We start from the raw sequence: 18,203 nt of genomic DNA, 5'->3' as shown, positions 1-18,203 counted from the left end.
CACCTCTAATTAGGTCTTACACGATTATATCCTACCCGAAGCCAACTAGAATATCACTTAATATCTAGAACTCCACTTTTTAGGGTAGCTCTCCAAGCTTTTACCTAAATTAATTAGGAAGTTTCCGTATGCCCTAAGGTACTTATTAACTATTTAGTTTTTACAAAAATGCTATTCCGACTGAGAAAATCGGCATTGTACGAATTTTGGCTCGTTTGAAATCCTAGCAAGACCAATTACACCGTTTATGTTTTTCAGAAGGTTTTTATGTATACAGAGTTATCACCTACAAACTCTGTTTATCACGTCACTATTGTACCTAAATCTAACAAGAAAAGCAACTAAAGTTGCTAGGCTAAATGCCTTGCTTGGTTTCATCCCTCGGATAAATCGCGAGGGCTTTCACCATCGCTTATCTGTAAACTCACTCCCCATGCTTGACATTATGGCTTTTATGTGCTGCCATAAGAGGTCTTGACCACATTGCTTGCGCTAGCCCTAAACCACTCTGATGCCAATAGAGTCTCACCTACAGCCAAGGTAACACGAAGACGCGATCGCTCCTCTCCATTCCCGGTTTCCACTGTCAATTTTTGTGATTCTTCAGTAGTGAGACTGTTGCTTGTTTGGAGGCGACGCTGGAGGAGTGGGTATCTGATTGCGCCAAAACACAAACGGAAGACTCAGAGCTCCCAGAACCATGACTATCCCAGTTGTCATCCAAATTATCAGTCGATTTGGTCGATAATATCCTCGCTCAATTTGCCAAAAGACTCTATTATAACGCCAAGCGGCTAAGGCGATTGTCGCAATTCCAAAAACGACCAGCATTACTCCCAGGTTCTCAGAGTTGAACAGAGGATGTATTTCTGCTTCTGCTTGAGTCACTGCTACTTGAATTTGACGTAAAAAGATGCCAAATCGAGCAATAGCAAAACCAAACCCGATTAAAGCAATCGAAGTTCGCAGCCAAGCCAGAAATGTGCGCTCGTTGGCTTGATGCTCCCGCTGACGATCGACTTGCGGCTTTCTCACCATAAAATTATTAAGATTAAATTCTTACTTTTGACTAATGCTCTCTTCTACCTTGTCAGTTCTAATTCTAAGGAATGATCTTGTTTAGTTCTATAACCAATCCGATCTGCATGAAAAATTATTATTAGCTAGAGGAAGTGGATTTATCTGCTTCACGCTTAAGGTTAAGATCATAGAGAATAACATATTGAAAGATTCACTTAAAAGACATGTAGCCATCAGCACAACTGTCAAAAGTTAGATTTTTATCCGAAACCCAAGAAATATTGATCCGGAATAGTTGTTGAATAACATTTTTAGAGACAAGTATACACCTACCTGATAGCTGTAAATATGATAGAATGTTATTTGTCAAGATGATAAAGGGGAAAAAGATTTTAGTTATAAATAGTATTTTCTATCTTTAGAGAGATGCATGAACTAAAAATATCCCCACCGGGGGAATAGAAGAAGTAAGATTACTTCTTTACCCTTAGCTCAAGTAAAAGGAAAAGGTATTTAAATAATGTCTTACTATCGACCACTTTCAAAGCTTTTAATTTTAAGTTTAGTCACACTTATGGGTGTGTTTCAGTGGGGTGTTCATGCAGACGCCGCAGAATCGGTAGTGCTAAAATACCGATTTTTACGAGAGACAGTATCGGTAGAGGAGTTAACAACCTTTGCGGAAACAGGGGAACTCTCGACTTCACTGCAAGCTTATCTAAAAATGGCGGGAAAAGAACCAGCAGAGTTGCGGCAAGTTTTGACAAAAGAGATGGCTGTAGATCCAATCCTGCTTCATCGGATACTCAATAGCCTCCCTGGGGAATTACTGTTGGATCAAACCAGCCAAGTCATTCATACTCCTACAAATCGGGCAAATCGCCAGTCTTTACGAGGCGCTTTGATGAGTTCGGCTTTATCGAATGGAAAAATTACTCTAATTGAGACGTTGCAACACTACCCAACCCCAGAAGTTCATGTTGAGGGTAATCGCCTTGTGGAAGTGGTTCAGAAAATTAGTCGGATAACTGAGCGTCTGCCAAAGCTATAGTTTTTAGCTAGGGGTAAGCTGTCACTCATTTAAATTGGGAATGGGTAGCGAGCAAGATGCTCGTATTATAAGGATGTTGCAGTTGTTGACCCAGCCTCTGCCATTTCCGGTTGCAGTTGCGCTAAGGCAAATTGTACGCGGGTGCAAACTGCCAAATCTGACTCATCTTTCATCAGTTGCTCAAAATGAGCAACTATCTGCTGCCAATAATCTGGTTGTGTTTCGGCTACCGCTGTGGCTAATCGTTGCAATCCCACCACGGAAGCATAACGCACCACCCATTCGGGATCGTAGGATGTTACCTGTAGAGTTTTCAGCACTCGCCCTTGGGCTGGGGGAATTTCTTCAGGAGACAATTTTGACCATTGTACATTTCCTAACCCCTTTGCCGCCGCACGACGCACGCTTAGGGCAAAGTCAGTTTCAGCCGCATTCAGTAATGTTTCTAAGGCTCTGGGATCAGCAAGTTGGGCTAAGGCTCGAATCGCCCAAGCCCTTCCCCCATAGTTATATTCGTCAAGCAGTTTGAGTAATGGTTCTACTGCCACATCTCCTAATTTCACTAATCCATCGACGGCGGCGACTGCCGCACCGGGGTTGTTATAACTGAGAACGGCAATTAATGTGGGAATCCCCGCTTCTATCTTGGCGTTGGCTAGGGTTCGCACGGCGGCGATTAAGCGAGGGGCAGAATCGGCTTGTTTAACGGCTTGAATTAGGTTTTGGTCATTTGTCATTTGTCATTTGTTATTCTCGCCTTGCGAGAATCAAGTTCTATCATTCGTTAGGTGTTATATTGTGTTTCCTAGGTCATCATCAGTATAAGGTACTTATGTAGGGGCGCCAGTTTTCATCCGTGTCAACTTCAGCCAGAATCCTCGCCCTTTATCGCTTCCTGCTTTTGCCGCTACTAGGGGGAGGCGGAGCCTCCTAAGGAGCATTCCTAGGCTCTGCCTAGGAACGAGGCTAATATAAGGCTATAGCAAATCATCCATCAGGTTAATCACATGGATGGCTGCTTCTGATAGCTCAACGGATTCGCTGGTAGAGTTTTTCACTTCATGCTCTAATAACCCTTTGAGAGAAATGAGCTTTAAACTATTTTCAGCTAAGGTTTGGGCGATCGCATCCGCTGCCTTTAAGTAGCCAATCGCTCCTAAATCGGCTAATACAGCCCGTCGTAGTTGTAACTTTTCCCCCTTCAGGGCTTGCACTAAGCGATCGCCATAGGCGGGATTTTCGGTTAACTGATACATGGCTCGTGTGGCGGCGTACTGTATCCGTTCTTGATTATGCTCTAGGAAGGGTTCAATTAATGCGATCGCGTCTTTTGCCCTTAAACTGCCTAACGCTTCTATGACAGCATTATAAGGTTGCGCCAAGTGTGGTGAGCCAGGTACGGGTGATCCTGCTTCTATCCCACCCTCTAATAACCGCATTAACTGAGGAATACAAACGGGATCACCTAACATCCCTAACGACTGCGCGGCGGCTTCCCGCACATAGAAATCCGAACAGTCTAGACAGTTTATCAGAGGCGCAACGGCTTTGCGATCGCCCAACTTTCCCAGTGCCCTTGCTGCATTGCGTTTCAAGGGGTATCCGCCCGCCTCGGTGCAATCTGCCTCTTCCTCTAGGGCTACAATCAAAGCTTCTATTACGGCGGCTTCCCGAACCCGAAATTTTCCCAGCCACCACGCGGCATAATAGCAAAGACTTAAATCATCCCGTTGTTTGAGGTTCGCGAGTGCTTGTTCTATTGTTAAAGACTCGCCACCACTCGATTGTGTCATTTGTCAAGAGTCATTTGTCATGTCATTTGTCATGCACTCGTCGGGGCGGGTTTAGTTCCTTATGGGTGAACTATGAAATGATAGTAGTCAAACCCGCCCCTACAAACCCGGTTCCTTTGAACGAAGCGAAGGATCACACACCATGTCCGACTAGCCAAGTGAAAGGTCAACACTATTCTTACCGGACAAGCGATGGTGCAGGCTCCCTCGCGATTCATCCGAGGGATGAAACCGAGCGATGCGTCTAGCAAGCGCAACTTTAGTTGCTTTTCTTGCTAATTCTAGGTATAATAATAACATGAGAAAACAGAGTTTGTAGGTGATCACTCTGTATACATAAAAACCTTCTGAAAAATACAAAATGGTGTAATTGGTCTTGCTAGGATTTCAAACGAGCCAAAATTCGTACAATGCCGATTTTCTCAGTCGGAATAGCATTTTTATAAAAACTAAATACTTGTTGATAAGTACCGTAGGGCATACGGAAACTTCCTAATTAATTTAGGTAAAAGCTTGGAGAGCTACCCTAAAAAGTGGAGTTCTAGATATTAAGTGATATTCTAGTTGACTTCGGGTAGGACATAATCATGTAAGACCTAATTAGAGGTGACTCGAAAGGGCAATAATTAGCTCAAGAATCCCCCGTCTTTCAAGCGGGGGAGTGTCAACAGCCTTCAGTTTAATTTAATCAGCAAACTAACTGCCAGAATTCACGGGATGAATATTGACAATTGTCCCTCCCATGCGAGTAATGCGCCGCATTTCTTCATTCATGCGATTGTAAGGCACTTTAATGAAGACACTGCCGCTTTTGCGAAAGGGGTATTCATTTTTGTCGTTGGTTTCATTTTGACGCAAACCCGTGACTTCATAGGTAAAGAAACGACTCCCCGATGGAGTGTTAGCCGTACTGCTTGTTGCTACTTGACCTAGCATAGTAATCAATTCTCCTTTTAATTATCAATCATCCAAGTTTCTGATTTAGACCGATAAACAGCTATTTTTATCCGGCTTAATTCTCAACTTTTCCGCTAACTCGACATACCAATGGGACTAGAGTCTCAATAGTTAGGAGATTAGAAATAACACAACGTTTTCTGTTATTTTATCTCTAGTCCTAATTTCTCCAGTCCCTAGTCCCATCTGATCAGTTCAGATCGGTTCAATCTGCTTTTTTCCAGAGGAATGTTCTAAGCAGGTGTGATGCTAGCCACTTTACCCCCCAGACGGTTAATCTGTTGGAGTTTGTTGGATAGTTCCTCATAAGGAACTAAGAAGGCTTTGCTGCTGCGACGAACTTTCGGATATCTGGGATTAATAATGCCCGATACTTCGATGCGATAAACTTTGCCTTGTGTGCCATAAGGGACAGAACCCCCTAATGCCTTACTGGGCGTTTCACCCTTCCCAGACGGGCGATATGCCCAGCCTTCATTTGCACCCGATGGTCCAACAACGGCTGACGAAAAATTCTGCGCTAACTCAGTCGCCAGACGCGAGTCACTTCCTTCCAACTGGGCGCGATCGCTATTGGCATAACCGCGATACAGTCGGAACATACGGGTAAACCCGACAGTTTTCTGACCCCTTTGAGTTGCAAAACCGCGATAATAAGGAACGATATAGTCGCCGAAGTTTTCTTGATACTCTACACTATCGATGTAAGAGTCAATATCAGCGTCGTACCCTTGGGTTTCGTACAGATCCAGGTGGTAAATTACCTCAGACTCATCGTAAGGTGCGCGACCCAATAGGTGCTTGTAATTGAGTTCAATTACACGAGTTTGAAAACTGCCGTAGAAAAACTTGGTTTTATAAAGTTCTGATTTGGCAACGCAACGCACAAACTCGCGCACGTTGACATACCCGTTCCGCAGCAATGACTCGGCACTGGTTAATCGTTCAGACGCCATCACATAGTCATTGCCCAACAGTTGACGGTAGACGGCGCGAATGACCGCTTGGATGTCATATTCAACCCAATCGGGGCGCAGTTCTACTGGAGTTGGATTACTATACGCTTCTGTCCCTAGTCGGGAAGCTGCTGTCGTAATAGCCACTTAAATTTCTCCTCATTAAACGCCAATGTTGAAATCGTGAAGTACCCCAACTTGCTTCGCTCTTATTTGGCTTCCAACCTTTTAAAAACAAGGACGGTCTTATTCGTCTTTGGGATTTCCCGCTTCATCCGCCGACGCCTCCAAAGGTTGCCCTCTATTGGTCTTACTCCGCGTCCACAGGCAGCTGCCCGTCTTCCACAGGCAATGATATTTTGTTAGTCCGCTTGGTTGCGAGCGGTTTATGGTTGTACAGACGCGCCAGTTTGGTCTGTACTATCTGTACTATCTTTAAGCGGGTATGATGTTCGTCACCTTACCGCCCATCTTATTGATTTGTTGTAACTTTTGGGAAAGCTGCTCGTAAGGGACGTAATATTCCGTCTGGCTGCGGCGGATTCTGGTCATGCGTCCGGGTTGGGGGATTTGAATCACCCGCACGATATAAATCTGCTCGCGAGTTCCGCCCTGAGTACCCACGATCGCTTGTCCTTGCGAATCAGCGTAGATCGGAGACGAGGTATTCAGTGCGACTTCCCGCAACAGACGAGAACGATTCCCCGCCGGCTGAGTGCGATCGCTACTGCCTAATCCGCCAAATAGTTGGAAGATCCGGCTATACCCGACGGTTTTCTGACTACGTTGGGTTTCAAATCCAATCGCATAGGGAACAATGGACTGACCAAAGTTCTCTTGATACTCCATTGAGTCAATGTATGAGTTGATCTCCGCCTCATACCCCTGTTGATCATACAGGTCAGTATGATAGGCAATCTCTGACTGGTCGTAGGGCGCTCGTCCCAAAAAGTGCTTATAATTCAGTTCGATAAATCGCACTTGTGGGGTGGAGTAGAAAAACTTTTCCCGGTATAGTTCCGATTGACCCAGGGTTCTAATAAAATCGCGAACCGTTATTTCGCCATGGCGCAGCAATGATTCAGCACTGGTTAACCGATCAAACTCCATCAAGTTATCGTTTCCGAAGACTTGTAGATAAGCGGATCGGATCACCAATTGCAAATCATCTTCTGTCCAATTTTGACGCAGCTCCACTTTTGGAGACTCAGCAAATGCCGCAATTCCTAATCGCCTTGCTGCCGTTAAACTTGTCATCTTAACCCTCCCTGAAAATGAATAAAACGATACCCGGAAACGCAAACAATTGCTAACCCTTGCCAGCTAACAACTGCTTGCCTTTCCGGGCAAGACGATCGAACTAGCTCAGGGCGTTGATCGCATAGTCAAGATAGGAATTGGCTTCAACGGCGGGATCGCCAGACAAGCCATGGTTAGCTTTGATGTACTTGAGGGCTTCAATGTACCAGCTAGGAGACAGTTCAAATGTGCTGTTGATTTCATCAATCCCAGCAATCAGGTACTCATCCATCGGACCGGTGCCACCTGCAACTAAGCAGTAGGTTACCATCCGCAGGTAGTAACCGATGTCACGAGAACACTTGGCTTTCCCTACAGGAGTAGAAGCGTAGTTCGGTCCCTGCATCTGAGTGGTGTAGGGGAACTTTTGGTACACCGCGTTAGCTGCACCATCAATCAGCATTTGTGCTTTGTCAGTTAAGGCTCTAGCTGCTTGTAAGCTGGCTTGAGCTTGCTTAAACCGACCAAACGCAACTTGGATTTCGGTGCTGCTTAAGAAACGTCCCTGGGAATCGGCAGCGGCGACTGCTTCTGTCAATGGCGTCTTCATCGTCGAGATATCTCCTTAATCTTTTGCTTACTTTTTCAAACGTTTTGATGAAGTTTAAACTTCAACAGGCAATCTTTTTTTACCTTGTTTTAGGCAACCGCGTTGGCAGCCATGTCAAAGTAGCTACCGATTTCGGACATTAAAGAGCTGCAATCACCAGGAGTGATATTATTACGGTCATTCGCAAGTGCGATCGCGGCTTCTTTCATTTTTTGCACGCCAGCCGCAACAGAAGCTCCCGGTACGCCCAGCGCTACATAGGTTTCACGCAAACCATTCAGGCAGCGATCATTCAGTACACTGGAATCCCCTGCAAAAATTGCGTATGTCACATAGCGCAGGATGATTTCCATATCCCGCAAGCAAGCCGCCATCCGACGACTGGTGTAGGCGTTACCACCTGGAGCAATTAACTGAGGCTGTTCAGCAAACAAAGCACGAGCCGCGTCAGCAACGATTTTAGAAGAGTTGCTGGTGATCCGGTTAACGGAATCCATCCGCTTGTTGCTTTCTGCCACCATTGCATTCAAAGCATCTAACTGAGAGCCGGTCAGCATTTCGCCTCGCGCATCAGCTTGGCTTACCACCTTGGTGAATGCATCAAACATGAACTCAAATCCTCCTTTGCTTGGTTGAGTCTAGGGTTGAAATCTAGACAGGTTAGGTCGAGACAGTGAAACCCTTACACTTCTTCTGGTCTGTTCTCGCTGCTACCGATCACGTTCTCAGAAGGAAAACGTAAACGGAGCGTTAAGAAACCTGAGAAGATTTCCGGCTTTTTATGAGAATCCCCACAATCGCGGTCATCTGGTGTTTGGGTTAACGTTTGCCTGTCATCTGTACCCTTCAGGTTTCTTTTATACAATGATGTTGAGTTTTTATTTGTTACAAATTGTTAAGTTTTTAAGCGTTGGCTGATCAAGCTCACCAATCCTGAGGATGCCAAACCTGCTCAAACTAGCAGCACGAGAGGGCTACAGATTTCCGGAGGACGCCAACGCCCCATTGTCAAGTTCTGTATCGGGGTGGTTATCTTGAGCCACGTCTTCTCGCCTTTATGAGAAATTTAGTAACAATTACTTAAGTAGATATACTCAATGGGGTTACTGGCTGAATGCCTCTCTGTTTCATTGTCACAAAAAAATACTGCCTCAATGCCCTAGCTTTTTTTAGATAACACTTTCCTTGATCTGTCTTAATCCCTTGCAGCATTGCTTCAACACCCCATTTTGTTAAGAAACATTACATTGGCTGAGATGGTGTGCCAGACGGGATTACCCAACTGAAGTGACGGCTACATCTAAGATTGCGCGTGAATTTTCGGCGTCGTAGTCTTAACAAAAGTAAACATTTGACAGCTCAATATTTTGCAAAATGTAAAATTTTTAATCAACTGAACTATGCTTAGGGCTTTATCTGAGAAGGTTTGAGCAAAATCCTGTACAATGACATACAACTTAATATTTTTTAATGTTTAAAAATCTTCAGCATATTGTATAAAGAAACCTATGGGTTATTTGGGGCAAAACCAAACTTTCCCTGAAGTCTAGGATTTGCGGATGGTTGTATAAGCGGTGAAACGATTGGTTGCCAGAGTCGCCTAAAGTGTCGTACTGGTTATGTCGATAGTGCCGCCGATGCCAGCAAATTGACCAAGATAATCCGATAAATTCTTTCAGGGCTGGATTTGACCCAATGCCAGACTTAGGCGAATCTCGCCACGTCGATCAATCGTTCGTTCAAACAAAGTTTAGCTAGGAGAAATTAATAAAATGCTTGATGCGTTTTCCAAAGTCGTAGAGCAAGCCGATAAAAGTGGTGCCTATCTGAGTGGCGATCAAATCAACGCGCTTTCAGCGATGGTGTCGGAAAGCAATAAGCGTTTAGATACGGTGAACCGTCTCACCAGTAACGCTTCTTCGATCGTCGCCAATGCGTACCGAGGATTAGTGGCAGAGCGTCCCCAAGTGTTCGCTCCTGGTGGTCCTTGTGACCATCACCGCAACCATGCTGCTTGTATCCGTGACATGGGCTTTATTCTCCGTTATGTCACCTACTCCATGGTGGCAGGGGATGCCAGTGTGATGAATGACCGTTGTCTCAATGGTCTGCGGGAAACCTACCAAGCGCTAGGAACACCTGGAGATGCCGTAGCATCCGGGATTCAAAAGATGAAAGATGCCGCGATCGCACTTGCCAACGACCCCAATGGCATTACCCAAGGAGATTGCAGCGCTCTGATGTCTGAGTTAGCGGGCTATTTTGATACAGCAGCAGCCGCCGTTGCTTAAGGTCGAGTTTAAACGGCTTTTTGATAATCAATCTGACAACTTAACCGAGTCAATCATTTAGGAGAACAAAAATACTCATGAAAACCCCAATTACTGAGGCGATTGCTGCTGCTGACGTGCGCGGTTCTTATCCGACTAACACTGAAATGCAAGCCATTTTTGGTCGTTTCAGTCGGGCGAAGGCTGGTCTGGATGCTGCTAAAGCGTTTACTGATAATGGTCAGGGATGGTCTGAAGCTGCTGCTAATCATGTTTATAAGAAATTCCCCTACACCACTCAAATGGAAGGACCTCAATATGCCTCGACTCAAGAAGGCAAGTCCAAGTGTGTGCGGGATATTAACAATTACTTGCGCGTCATCAGCTACTGCTGCGTAGTCGGTGGAACGGGTCCACTGGATGAATATGTGATTGCTGGCGTTAAAGAATTCAACGCGGCTCTGGGTTTGTCTTCCAGTTGGTACGTGGCGGCACTAGAATTTGTCCGTGACAATCATGGTCTATCGGGAGATGTTGCAGGTGAAGCGAATATTTACCTAAACTATGCCATCAATGCTCTGAGCTAGAAACCAGTATAGATACCTGGGAAGTCATACATTCAGTCGAGATGTTTTAGCTTTTTTGCCGGAAGCCCCACGCCAACCTGATTACAGGTATGGCGTTGGGATGGATAGGCGGTCAATCGATGGGGTTCAATACCCCGGAGATTGACAACTTTCGGATCAGTTCACGGATAACATCTGACTGGGTTCTCTCTGTTGCTTTGCAAAATCTAGCTAGGTGTTCATATTCCCTGTCTGATACTCGTGTTGTCACTTGCTTCATAGTTGTCAATCTGTTTTCAAAATGCTAATATGTCATTGTACAGGTTAATCAATCACAGCTAACCGCTGCCTGTACACCGAACCAAGACAACCACCGAATAGGGGCTTGGGTTCAGAAACAAGCTACTCATAGTTGCATCTGTGGACGGGTAAAATTTATGCAGCTACATTGGGTGAACAAAAGTTTGTATTGTTCCGGCGCGGTGGGGCATCCCGTGTCGTTAATAAAGCCAAGAGTCTCCTAAGCAATAGCCGGATTGTCTTGGAAGCTTACACCGTAATCTTTTATTCGGTGTAAGAGATGTCACAACATCTTTACATAAGCCCTAAGCAGGTTTGCATAGTCGGATATCCTTGGGTTCCCCTGTACTAGCCTGTATCGGGTCTGGGGGATAGGCAATGAGCAGTTGTTGTCTATCACTCAGACCCGAATCTTGTATAAAACAGCATAAAAGGCGACTTAGATCTCCAACTTTTTGTCTACATGACTACCGCTCCTCCTCCCCAACCCATAAGTTCGGCACAAACCGCGATCGCTGCCTTAAAAGGAGACGATAATCAGTTGCGCTATTATGCCGCTTGGTGGCTGGGTAAACATCAGGTACAGGATTCGTGGACGGTGCTATGTGAAGCCCTCCAGGATGAAGCCTATCGCACCCAAGCAGGTGGATATCCCTTGCGGCGTCAAGCGGCGCGAGCGTTGGGTGAGTTAAAAAATCCCCAAGCTGTACCCGCGTTAATTGCTGCCTTAGATTGTCCGGATCTGAGTCTCAGAGAGGCAACGATTCAGGCTTTAGCTGCAATTGGCGATCGCAGCGCTGTCTCTCCCTTGCTGAATCTCCTAAACGCTGAAGCAGAGCAACCCTATGAAGCCTTGATTGAAGCGTTAGGGACTTTAGAGGTTTGGCAAGCCCGTCCCCAGATTGAACCCTTTTTAACCCATCAGTCGGAACGGGTTCAATGTGCAGCGGCTCGGTATTTATATCTATTGACAAAAGAGCCGCAATATATTGAGCGGATTATCCAGAATTTGGATCATCCCAATATGTATTTGCGCTGGGCGGCGATGTTTGACCTGGGCGCGATCGGTCATTTAGCCGCAGCGCAGGCGATTATTCAGGCGAAGGTTCCTAATAGTTTAAAGCTGCTGAATATCAAGCGGATGTTAGAAGCTATCTTAGAAAGTGATACAGAAGCCGAATTAAATCAACAGGATAAATGCCAGTTTCTGCTTGACACTATTGATCAGTTGTTAATTCAGCTCTAGCAGGGAAGCTGGGCAAGATGAGGGAGTTATCAGTTATCAGTTATCAGAACATGGGGGAGATTGTGTAGGGGCGGGTTTCACTACTATCTTTTCGGTTACACCCAGATGTAAATAAACCCGCCCCGACTGTACATAAGACGAATGACCAATGACCAATGACCAATGACCAATGACCAATGACAAATAACAAAGGACAAAAATTACAACAAGCGGCTACGCCCAACGAAGCCGTAGAAGCGATTCAGGCGTTAGTTGCTCAAGGGCAGCCTGCTAGCGATGACGTAATCACAGCCTTAATTGGGGCATTAAGTCATCATCATCCGGCTGTCCCAGTCGCCGCTGTAGACGGGTTAGTGAAATTGGGGTCAGCCAGCGTTAATCCTTTAATTGCCGCCTTTGAAGCCTCGGGTGACCAGGCTGTGCAAGCCCATATCATTCAGGCTTTAGCGCGAATTGGTGACCCAAAGGCGCTGAGTTTGTTAGAGGATGTCGTCGGCACATCCGTCGCGAATCACTGTCAAGGAAATGTCCGGCGCGTAGCTGCACGCGGGTTAGGAAGGATTGGCAGTTTAGCCAAGGATGCAGCAATTATTAGTCAAGCCATAGACAAATTGACCTGGGCGTTACTGACACCAGAGGATTGGGCGCTGCGTTATGCTGCGATCGCGTCCTTACAAGATATTGCCCAGCCAGAAGTTATGCCTCCCTTACAACAGGCGTTGACTCAAGAGTCGGATCGGGTGGTACAAGCACGATTGAACCGCGCGATCGCACAGTTACAATCCATCATCTAGCTGCTCGCTGCCAACATTAGACTTACTTGTGCTTGTGGTAATGGTTTCGGTTCGATTCTCTGACAGGACTCAATCGTTTGAATGTGGGTTTGCACAGCTTTAAAGCTAGCCAAGTTCAGTAAAACGATATCTTCGTACACTGAATCATCAGGAGTTTCAACCGCTAAAATTAGATCGTTCAGTTGATTTTTTTCGATAACAACATTCAGACATCTCAAAAATAAATCACGTTTCTTATGGCGAACATTGACCAAGTACCAATTGCTGTGAACAGGGGGCGGTTCTCCTGGCGGCTCGATAGGTTTGAGAGGTGGTAATTCCAAAACTACTAAAAGTCCTTTAAGTTTGCTAACTAAGGCATCCGGGTTTCCGGATTTAAACATTCAGATTATAGCAAAGCGGAAGGTTACATCCGAGCCAGGGCAGTTATTTTAGCCAGTTTGCTCTGATCTAGACCGCTCAAATCTTCCAGTTTTAGCCACTCTTGTTTAACTAACCTAGCGAAAAGAAACAGGAGAGCGGAATAGTCATAGTCGTACTTACCATCAATATCGTGCCGCCTTGCACTCAAAAAATCGTGCAGACGCCAAACCTGATCAAGTTCAGTAATTCCACTGGCGTATTCCCGCACCTGTGTGATCAAAGCATTAGTTTCTCGTTGATACGCTTTCTCAAAAGCATCTTTGGCGATTTGCTGCTCTACGTCAGACCAAATAGTTTCGTTTACTTGCATTGTCCAGTGTTTTGAACACTCCCAACCCATAAGAGCAGGGAGTGCTCACTCAATCATTTACAACTTGCTACGATTTACTCCTACTCAACATGGCTTTAGATAAGCTCCTCTAGAAGTTCAAACTGACTCTTATGAGTACAGTGTGTAGAGTGGTTACCGAGCTAAGTTGAGTAACTCCTTCGGCGAGGCTAATAAATCAATTGCCACAAAGTAGACTTTGTTCTCAGGGTTGAGCAAGAACCGCCATGCCATATTCATTCCCACCCCTGCACCAAACCAAGGCGTTTGAACTTTACCTGTGACTTTGATCTGAGTATAACCCTCTTGTGCCGATTCAGAAACACCTTGTTCCGGCATCAGCTTCAGGTTCTGGCATTCTTCCCGGAAGAAGCGGTAGACGGCGTCTTTACCAATGATCGGTCTTTGGAACGGAGGTTGCAGCGCTCCATCATCGGTGAACAGTTGGATCAGGGCGTCAAAGTCATTGGCATTCATGTAATTCATGTAGCTCAACACCGTCGGGTTGTCAACTCCCTGGATCGTCACCGACGTCCGTTGGGACATTTGCTTCGGTGGAACGATTGGCTCAGTGACTTTTTTGTAGCTACCCAGTTTACTCGGATCAAATCCCATATCCACAACCGCATTCCGCAGCACCGTAATTTGCTGTCCCGGATCTAAATTACGAATGGCTTGTAGCACGGCGGATGCATTGGCGGATAGTCGATAACCCTCTGGAATAGGTGCGACTGTCCCCTGTTCCATCCATTGTCCTAGCTGATACCAAAAGCCCAGCTTGATATTAGCCGACCAACTGGCATAAGTACGGCTAATCGGCGCATCGGCGCGGTTTGCCAAGTCACACATGACCTGAGTTTGCTCTTGGAAAGACATTTGCCGAATTTGATTCAAGGTTCCTTCTGCAAGCACCATGCTTGCTGCTCCTGGCGCAGCGATGGTGATGGTTTTTCCCATCTCCAGGTAAGCAAACCAGATTAAAGCCAATTGATCTTCAGCGTTAAGTTGACTGAAACGGGCAATCGTGGCTGGTACAGCATCGGCTGTTAGGGTTTCAGGAAATATACTACGAGCTGAATCAATGGTAAAAGGCATAAGGCTCTCCTAGTAGGAAAATTTATCAAAATGCTACGTAAGCGCTTGTCCTGAGCTGTTTTGGGCTCTCTAGGGCAGGCATAAAATCTCTTCGCTAAAAACAATAGTAACAAATTGTAAGTAAATGTAAATACATGTTTATATTTTTTTGTATCTTTTTTGGCAGTTTTTTATCAGCTACAAGTGCTTATCATTTTCATCAGGCTTATCTATCATTCTTGGGAAGTTGGGAAACCTGTCAAAATGTCTCTATGGGGGTACAGTCCTGAAAGCTTGATTGGTAGTGGTTTCAGCTTGCTTGTCACCCCATCAGCAGTTAGAATTTATCTAATTGTGGGGGGAGAGGGGGAGCAATAAGACCCACGCCATAATTTTTTATTTGGCGTTGGGATACACTGGACTCCCCCAACATCAATGTGGTAAATTGACATCATCCTTCGATACATCTGCTCACAAAGCTAGTTGAAATTGCTGCACCGTGAGTTGATTCTCGAATTTGATAATCAACAACCAACGCAAATCAAACTAATCAGTACCGCCGGGCTAGCGGGAATGGAAACTGCCTGTGCAGACGGTCTACCGGGGACCCAAATGTACTCGTCTGAGTCTAGGTAAGTGTCGAAATCCCGCAAGGGAAAAACCAGGAAATCCAATTTGTGAAGCTTGGAAGCTCACACCAGAATCTTTGATTTGGTGTGGGAGCATGTCACGAAATGTTTGAGCAGCGAGACAAAGTGAGTCCGTATTGGGTGGGGAAATCCCAGAGTATAAATGAACCGTTGGTACGTGGCTATGAGTACCTAGAGGCTGTACGTCAGCTAGCATTAGAGCCACGGATGGTTGATATAAGTGATAATCATCGGGTACGCGATCGCATCTGTACCTGGATTGGTTATAACATTGATACAGTCAACGCTGAACTCAATTCTTGTCTCAACGCCTGTCATGATTGCTTTCATCCAGAATTGCGTCGTCCGATCCAGATCGGGGCAGCGCCGTTAGCCCAGGAGTATGGGATTGATGGCTTTTGTAACATTCTCCTCAATCCAGTTACCATCCTCATTGATGTGGGACGAACAGCACCGCCAGATTGGTTAGGTATCGTCGTCCATGAATATGCCCATGCTCATTTAGGATCTCCCGGTCATGATCGGCGGTTTTTTGAAGTTTTGTCTCATCTTTGCTTAGGACTTGGATTAAGACCTCCAGTCTGGCAACCTGATTTGGAAAACTATTTGCGAAATTGGCCCCACTGTCGATCGCTAGCAAATCCCTTGGCATTCTGGATGGGTTACTTTTAGTCGGGAACGGGAAGATGGGGGAGATGGGGGAGTTGTAGGGGCGGGTTTTACCACTAACGGCAAGGTTTTCACCCTGATACTACTAAACCCGCCCCAACGAATTACAAGCATTCTGCGACAAATGACGTAGCTTGCTTCTTTTCGGGAAGCGAGTAGGACGAATGACAAATGATTAATGACTAATGACTAATTTTGTAAGAGGGTTACATAATCTGTTATATAGTTGAAAGTTAAGGTTTGTAAGATTTTCTAAGATTACGGAGATTTAAACGTGGCGCTACCTTTATTAAGCTACACTCCGGTAAGTCAAAATCAGCGTGTCGCTGGTTATGAAGTACCCGGAGATGAGCAACCAAGGATTTACACAACCGAGAACATCCTGTTCGGCACAGACATGGATGAATTGATCGAAGCGGCATACCGTCAGATCTTCTTCTATGCTTTTGCTTGGGATCGGGAACGGTTCCTAGAATCCCAACTCCGCAACGGTCAACTGACGGTGCGGGATTTCATTCGTGGATTGCTGCTGTCGAAAACCTTCTACAACAGCTTCTACGAGAAAAACAGCAACTATCGCTTTGTTGAACAGTGCGTGCAACGGGTATTAGGGCGCGATGTTTACAACGAACGCGAAAAAATTGCTTGGTCTATCGTTGTGGCGACGAAGGGGATTAAAGGCTTCGTTGATCAACTACTTAACAGCGAAGAGTATCTGACCAACTTTGGTTATGACACCGTTCCCTATCAACGGCGTCGTGTATTGCCCGGTCGCCGTCAAGGTGAAAGACCCTTTAACATTAAATCACCCCGCTACGACGGCTACTACCGCGCTCAACTGGGCTTCCCCCAAATTATTTGGCAGAACGAAGTACGCCGTTTTGTCCCGCAAGACAAGCAGGCTAAAGCAGGTGATCCTACGAACTTCCTGGATATGGCACGGGGAGTTAATGCCCAACCCAATCCACTTCCCCGCGTGTCTGCCCAGAATATCGATTACATGTCCCGTGTACCTAAGCGTTAGGGAAGGGAACGGATGAAGCACGCCGTCGCAGTACGGTTAGGAGTGTGTTAAAGGCTGGGGGGAGAGGGGCAATGACCTCAATCCAGTCCCCAGGTTTATTGCCCGTCCTTTGGTCTCCTTGGTTAGGAGAGAGGGGACGGGCAATTGTATTGGGATGCTGTAACCGCAGTCGCCATGCATGAAGTGCCTGTCCTGGGAGATTGACGCCGATATCTCGACCTTTACTATAAACGGGGTCCCCGACGATAGGGTGTCCGATATGGGCGGTATGGACGCGAATTTGATGGGTTCGTCCGGTTTCGAGTTGGAAGTGGATTAGGGTGTAGTTGCCCAGGCGTTCTTGAATCTGCCAATGGGTAATTGCAGAGCGTCCGCCTTTTTCTAGGGGAACGACTGCCATTTTTTTGCGATCGCTCGGATGACGTCCGATGGGCAGGTTAATTGTACCCGTCTCGGTTGAGGGAGAACCATAGACAACGCCGAGATAGTCTCGACCGGCGGTTTTGGCTTTGAGTTGGGCTTGTAGGTGGTGGTGGGCGTGGTCGGTTTTCGCGATCGCGATCGCACCGGTGGTATCTTTGTCTAAACGGTGGACAATTCCGGGACGTTGTACCCCACCAATTCCAGCTAAGTTGGGGCAATGGGCAAGCAGGGCATTGACAAGTGTGCCATTTTCATGTCCAGGAGCAGGATGAACAACTAAGCCAGGGGGTTTGTTGACAATCAGGATTTGGTCATCTTCATAGAGGATATCCAGGGGAATTGCTTCTGGTTTTAGCTCTAAGGGTTTGGCGTCGGGGATAGTTAGGTGGATAGAGTCTCCAAGTTGAATCGTGGCTTTTTTGGAGGTGCAGAGGTTATCGTTGAGCTGCACATTCCCTTCTTCAATCAGTTTTTGGATTCGAGAACGAGATAAATCGGGTAATTGTTGGGCAAGATAGCGATCGAGTCGCTCACTGTTTTGTTGGCAGTATACATTAATTTCTTTCACGCTTGTTTGACTTATTTGTGTCCTATAGACCCAATTTAACCTTAAGCAGTAGTGGCGTGGCACACCTTATTTGGTGGATTAGAATTGTAGGGGCGCACGGTGTGCGCCCGATTTAATCGTCAAATCTATCCCACCCGATTTAATCGTCAAATCTATCCCACCCGATTTAATCGTCAAATCTATCCCACCCGATTTAATCGTCAAATCTATCCCACCCGATTTAATCGTCAAATCTATCCCAC

At 46.0% G+C, this 18,203-nt stretch carries 19 protein-coding genes; 7 read left to right on the top strand and 12 right to left on the bottom strand.

Annotated elements, in window-relative coordinates:
* Positions 1–603: 603 nt before the first annotated feature.
* Positions 604–1,038, bottom strand: coding sequence for a YidH family protein (locus RLO19_RS06230; RefSeq protein ID WP_446354798.1), 435 nt, complete (start codon positions 1,036–1,038; stop codon positions 604–606).
* A gap of 502 nt (positions 1,039–1,540) precedes the next feature.
* On the opposite strand from RLO19_RS06230, the gene RLO19_RS06225 reads away from it, so the two are divergent.
* Positions 1,541–2,071 (top strand): alpha/beta hydrolase, encoded by a 531-nt coding sequence (locus RLO19_RS06225; protein ID WP_446354796.1) that lies wholly within the window; start codon positions 1,541–1,543, stop codon positions 2,069–2,071.
* Positions 2,072–2,136: 65 nt separating this feature from the next.
* Here RLO19_RS06225 and RLO19_RS06220 read toward each other — a convergent pair whose 3' ends face one another.
* From RLO19_RS06220 to RLO19_RS06190, 7 genes are all read right to left on the bottom strand, one after another.
* Complete coding sequence (locus RLO19_RS06220; protein ID WP_446354794.1) at positions 2,137–2,808, bottom strand: HEAT repeat domain-containing protein; 672 nt, start codon at positions 2,806–2,808, stop codon at positions 2,137–2,139.
* A 240-nt stretch (positions 2,809–3,048) separates the two neighbouring features.
* Complete coding sequence (locus RLO19_RS06215) at positions 3,049–3,864, bottom strand: HEAT repeat domain-containing protein (protein ID WP_446354792.1); 816 nt, start codon at positions 3,862–3,864, stop codon at positions 3,049–3,051.
* Between the two features lie 696 nt (positions 3,865–4,560).
* Positions 4,561–4,800: a phycobilisome linker polypeptide gene (locus tag RLO19_RS06210; RefSeq protein WP_446338763.1), complete on the bottom strand. Its 240-nt coding sequence runs from the start codon at positions 4,798–4,800 to the stop codon at positions 4,561–4,563.
* Between the two features lie 254 nt (positions 4,801–5,054).
* On the bottom strand, positions 5,055–5,924 hold the full coding sequence (locus RLO19_RS06205) for a phycobilisome rod-core linker polypeptide (RefSeq protein WP_446354790.1): 870 nt from the start codon (positions 5,922–5,924) through the stop codon (positions 5,055–5,057).
* A gap of 288 nt (positions 5,925–6,212) precedes the next feature.
* Entirely contained in the window at positions 6,213–7,034 is an 822-nt protein-coding gene (locus RLO19_RS06200; protein WP_446354788.1) for a phycobilisome rod-core linker polypeptide, read from the bottom strand.
* A gap of 103 nt (positions 7,035–7,137) precedes the next feature.
* Positions 7,138–7,626 carry a phycocyanin subunit alpha gene (gene cpcA, locus RLO19_RS06195; RefSeq protein WP_446338766.1) on the bottom strand — a complete coding sequence of 163 codons (489 nt, stop codon included), beginning with the start codon at positions 7,624–7,626 and terminating at the stop codon, positions 7,138–7,140.
* A gap of 89 nt (positions 7,627–7,715) precedes the next feature.
* Entirely contained in the window at positions 7,716–8,234 is a 519-nt protein-coding gene (locus tag RLO19_RS06190; protein WP_446354786.1) for a phycocyanin subunit beta, read from the bottom strand.
* Positions 8,235–9,398: 1,164 nt separating this feature from the next.
* Here RLO19_RS06190 and RLO19_RS06185 point away from each other — a divergent pair.
* From RLO19_RS06185 to RLO19_RS06170, 4 genes are all read left to right on the top strand, one after another.
* Positions 9,399–9,917: a phycocyanin subunit beta gene (locus RLO19_RS06185; protein ID WP_446338769.1), complete on the top strand. Its 519-nt coding sequence runs from the start codon at positions 9,399–9,401 to the stop codon at positions 9,915–9,917.
* A 77-nt stretch (positions 9,918–9,994) separates the two neighbouring features.
* The gene (locus RLO19_RS06180) at positions 9,995–10,483 is read left to right on the top strand and encodes a phycocyanin subunit alpha (protein ID WP_446354784.1); all 489 of its coding nucleotides are present in this window, start codon (positions 9,995–9,997) and stop codon (positions 10,481–10,483) included.
* Positions 10,484–11,225: 742 nt separating this feature from the next.
* Positions 11,226–12,008 carry a HEAT repeat domain-containing protein gene (locus RLO19_RS06175; RefSeq protein ID WP_446354782.1) on the top strand — a complete coding sequence of 261 codons (783 nt, stop codon included), beginning with the start codon at positions 11,226–11,228 and terminating at the stop codon, positions 12,006–12,008.
* A gap of 176 nt (positions 12,009–12,184) precedes the next feature.
* Positions 12,185–12,802: a HEAT repeat domain-containing protein gene (locus tag RLO19_RS06170; RefSeq protein WP_446354780.1), complete on the top strand. Its 618-nt coding sequence runs from the start codon at positions 12,185–12,187 to the stop codon at positions 12,800–12,802.
* Here the strand turns inward: RLO19_RS06170 and RLO19_RS06165 are convergent.
* The 3 genes from RLO19_RS06165 to RLO19_RS06155 all read right to left on the bottom strand — a co-directional run bounded on the left by RLO19_RS06165 (position 12,799) and on the right by RLO19_RS06155 (position 14,648).
* Positions 12,799–13,185 carry a chromosome segregation ATPase gene (locus RLO19_RS06165; RefSeq protein WP_446354778.1) on the bottom strand — a complete coding sequence of 129 codons (387 nt, stop codon included), beginning with the start codon at positions 13,183–13,185 and terminating at the stop codon, positions 12,799–12,801. The two genes, RLO19_RS06170 and RLO19_RS06165, sit on opposite strands and share 4 nt — an antisense overlap.
* Before the next feature lie 23 nt (positions 13,186–13,208).
* The gene (locus tag RLO19_RS06160) at positions 13,209–13,535 is read right to left on the bottom strand and encodes a hypothetical protein (RefSeq protein ID WP_446354776.1); all 327 of its coding nucleotides are present in this window, start codon (positions 13,533–13,535) and stop codon (positions 13,209–13,211) included.
* A 153-nt stretch (positions 13,536–13,688) separates the two neighbouring features.
* Complete coding sequence (locus tag RLO19_RS06155; RefSeq protein ID WP_446354774.1) at positions 13,689–14,648, bottom strand: orange carotenoid-binding protein; 960 nt, start codon at positions 14,646–14,648, stop codon at positions 13,689–13,691.
* Positions 14,649–15,361: 713 nt separating this feature from the next.
* Between RLO19_RS06155 and RLO19_RS06150 the strand changes: the two genes are divergently transcribed.
* Together RLO19_RS06150 and RLO19_RS06145 are read left to right on the top strand one after the other, a co-directional pair.
* On the top strand, positions 15,362–15,949 hold the full coding sequence (locus RLO19_RS06150; protein ID WP_446354773.1) for a hypothetical protein: 588 nt from the start codon (positions 15,362–15,364) through the stop codon (positions 15,947–15,949).
* 271 nt (positions 15,950–16,220) lie between these two features.
* On the top strand, positions 16,221–16,970 hold the full coding sequence (locus RLO19_RS06145) for a phycobilisome rod-core linker polypeptide (RefSeq protein ID WP_446338205.1): 750 nt from the start codon (positions 16,221–16,223) through the stop codon (positions 16,968–16,970).
* Here the strand turns inward: RLO19_RS06145 and RLO19_RS06140 are convergent.
* Positions 16,960–17,961: an RluA family pseudouridine synthase gene (locus RLO19_RS06140; protein ID WP_446354771.1), complete on the bottom strand. Its 1,002-nt coding sequence runs from the start codon at positions 17,959–17,961 to the stop codon at positions 16,960–16,962. The two genes, RLO19_RS06145 and RLO19_RS06140, sit on opposite strands and share 11 nt — an antisense overlap.
* Between the last annotated feature and the right edge of the window lie 242 nt (positions 17,962–18,203).

Origin of the sequence: Coleofasciculus sp. G2-EDA-02 (genome assembly GCF_040226375.1) — a bacterium.
In the GTDB taxonomy this organism is placed as follows: Bacteria; Cyanobacteriota; Cyanobacteriia; order Cyanobacteriales; family Coleofasciculaceae; genus Coleofasciculus.
This window is presented reverse-complemented; position numbering and strand designations above follow the sequence as displayed.

Bases quoted from the DNA above. Each gene is read 5' to 3' on its own strand.
- RLO19_RS06210 (WP_446338763.1), bottom strand. From the start codon at position 4,800: ATGCTAGGTCAAGTAGCAACAAGCAGTACGGCTAACACTCCATCGGGG.
- RLO19_RS06175 (WP_446354782.1), top strand. From the start codon at position 11,226: ATGACTACCGCTCCTCCTCCCCAACCCATAAGTTCGGCACAAACCGCG.
- RLO19_RS06155 (WP_446354774.1), bottom strand. From the start codon at position 14,648: ATGCCTTTTACCATTGATTCAGCTCGTAGTATATTTCCTGAAACCCTA.
- RLO19_RS06170 (WP_446354780.1), top strand. From the start codon at position 12,185: ATGACAAATAACAAAGGACAAAAATTACAACAAGCGGCTACGCCCAAC.
- RLO19_RS06220 (WP_446354794.1), bottom strand. From the start codon at position 2,808: ATGACAAATGACCAAAACCTAATTCAAGCCGTTAAACAAGCCGATTCT.
- RLO19_RS06180 (WP_446354784.1), top strand. From the start codon at position 9,995: ATGAAAACCCCAATTACTGAGGCGATTGCTGCTGCTGACGTGCGCGGT.
- RLO19_RS06215 (WP_446354792.1), bottom strand. From the start codon at position 3,864: ATGACACAATCGAGTGGTGGCGAGTCTTTAACAATAGAACAAGCACTC.
- RLO19_RS06230 (WP_446354798.1), bottom strand. From the start codon at position 1,038: ATGGTGAGAAAGCCGCAAGTCGATCGTCAGCGGGAGCATCAAGCCAAC.
- RLO19_RS06185 (WP_446338769.1), top strand. From the start codon at position 9,399: ATGCTTGATGCGTTTTCCAAAGTCGTAGAGCAAGCCGATAAAAGTGGT.
- RLO19_RS06150 (WP_446354773.1), top strand. From the start codon at position 15,362: ATGTTTGAGCAGCGAGACAAAGTGAGTCCGTATTGGGTGGGGAAATCC.
- cpcA (WP_446338766.1), bottom strand. From the start codon at position 7,626: ATGAAGACGCCATTGACAGAAGCAGTCGCCGCTGCCGATTCCCAGGGA.
- RLO19_RS06165 (WP_446354778.1), bottom strand. From the start codon at position 13,185: ATGTTTAAATCCGGAAACCCGGATGCCTTAGTTAGCAAACTTAAAGGA.
- RLO19_RS06200 (WP_446354788.1), bottom strand. From the start codon at position 7,034: ATGACAAGTTTAACGGCAGCAAGGCGATTAGGAATTGCGGCATTTGCT.
- RLO19_RS06225 (WP_446354796.1), top strand. From the start codon at position 1,541: ATGTCTTACTATCGACCACTTTCAAAGCTTTTAATTTTAAGTTTAGTC.
- RLO19_RS06160 (WP_446354776.1), bottom strand. From the start codon at position 13,535: ATGCAAGTAAACGAAACTATTTGGTCTGACGTAGAGCAGCAAATCGCC.
- RLO19_RS06190 (WP_446354786.1), bottom strand. From the start codon at position 8,234: ATGTTTGATGCATTCACCAAGGTGGTAAGCCAAGCTGATGCGCGAGGC.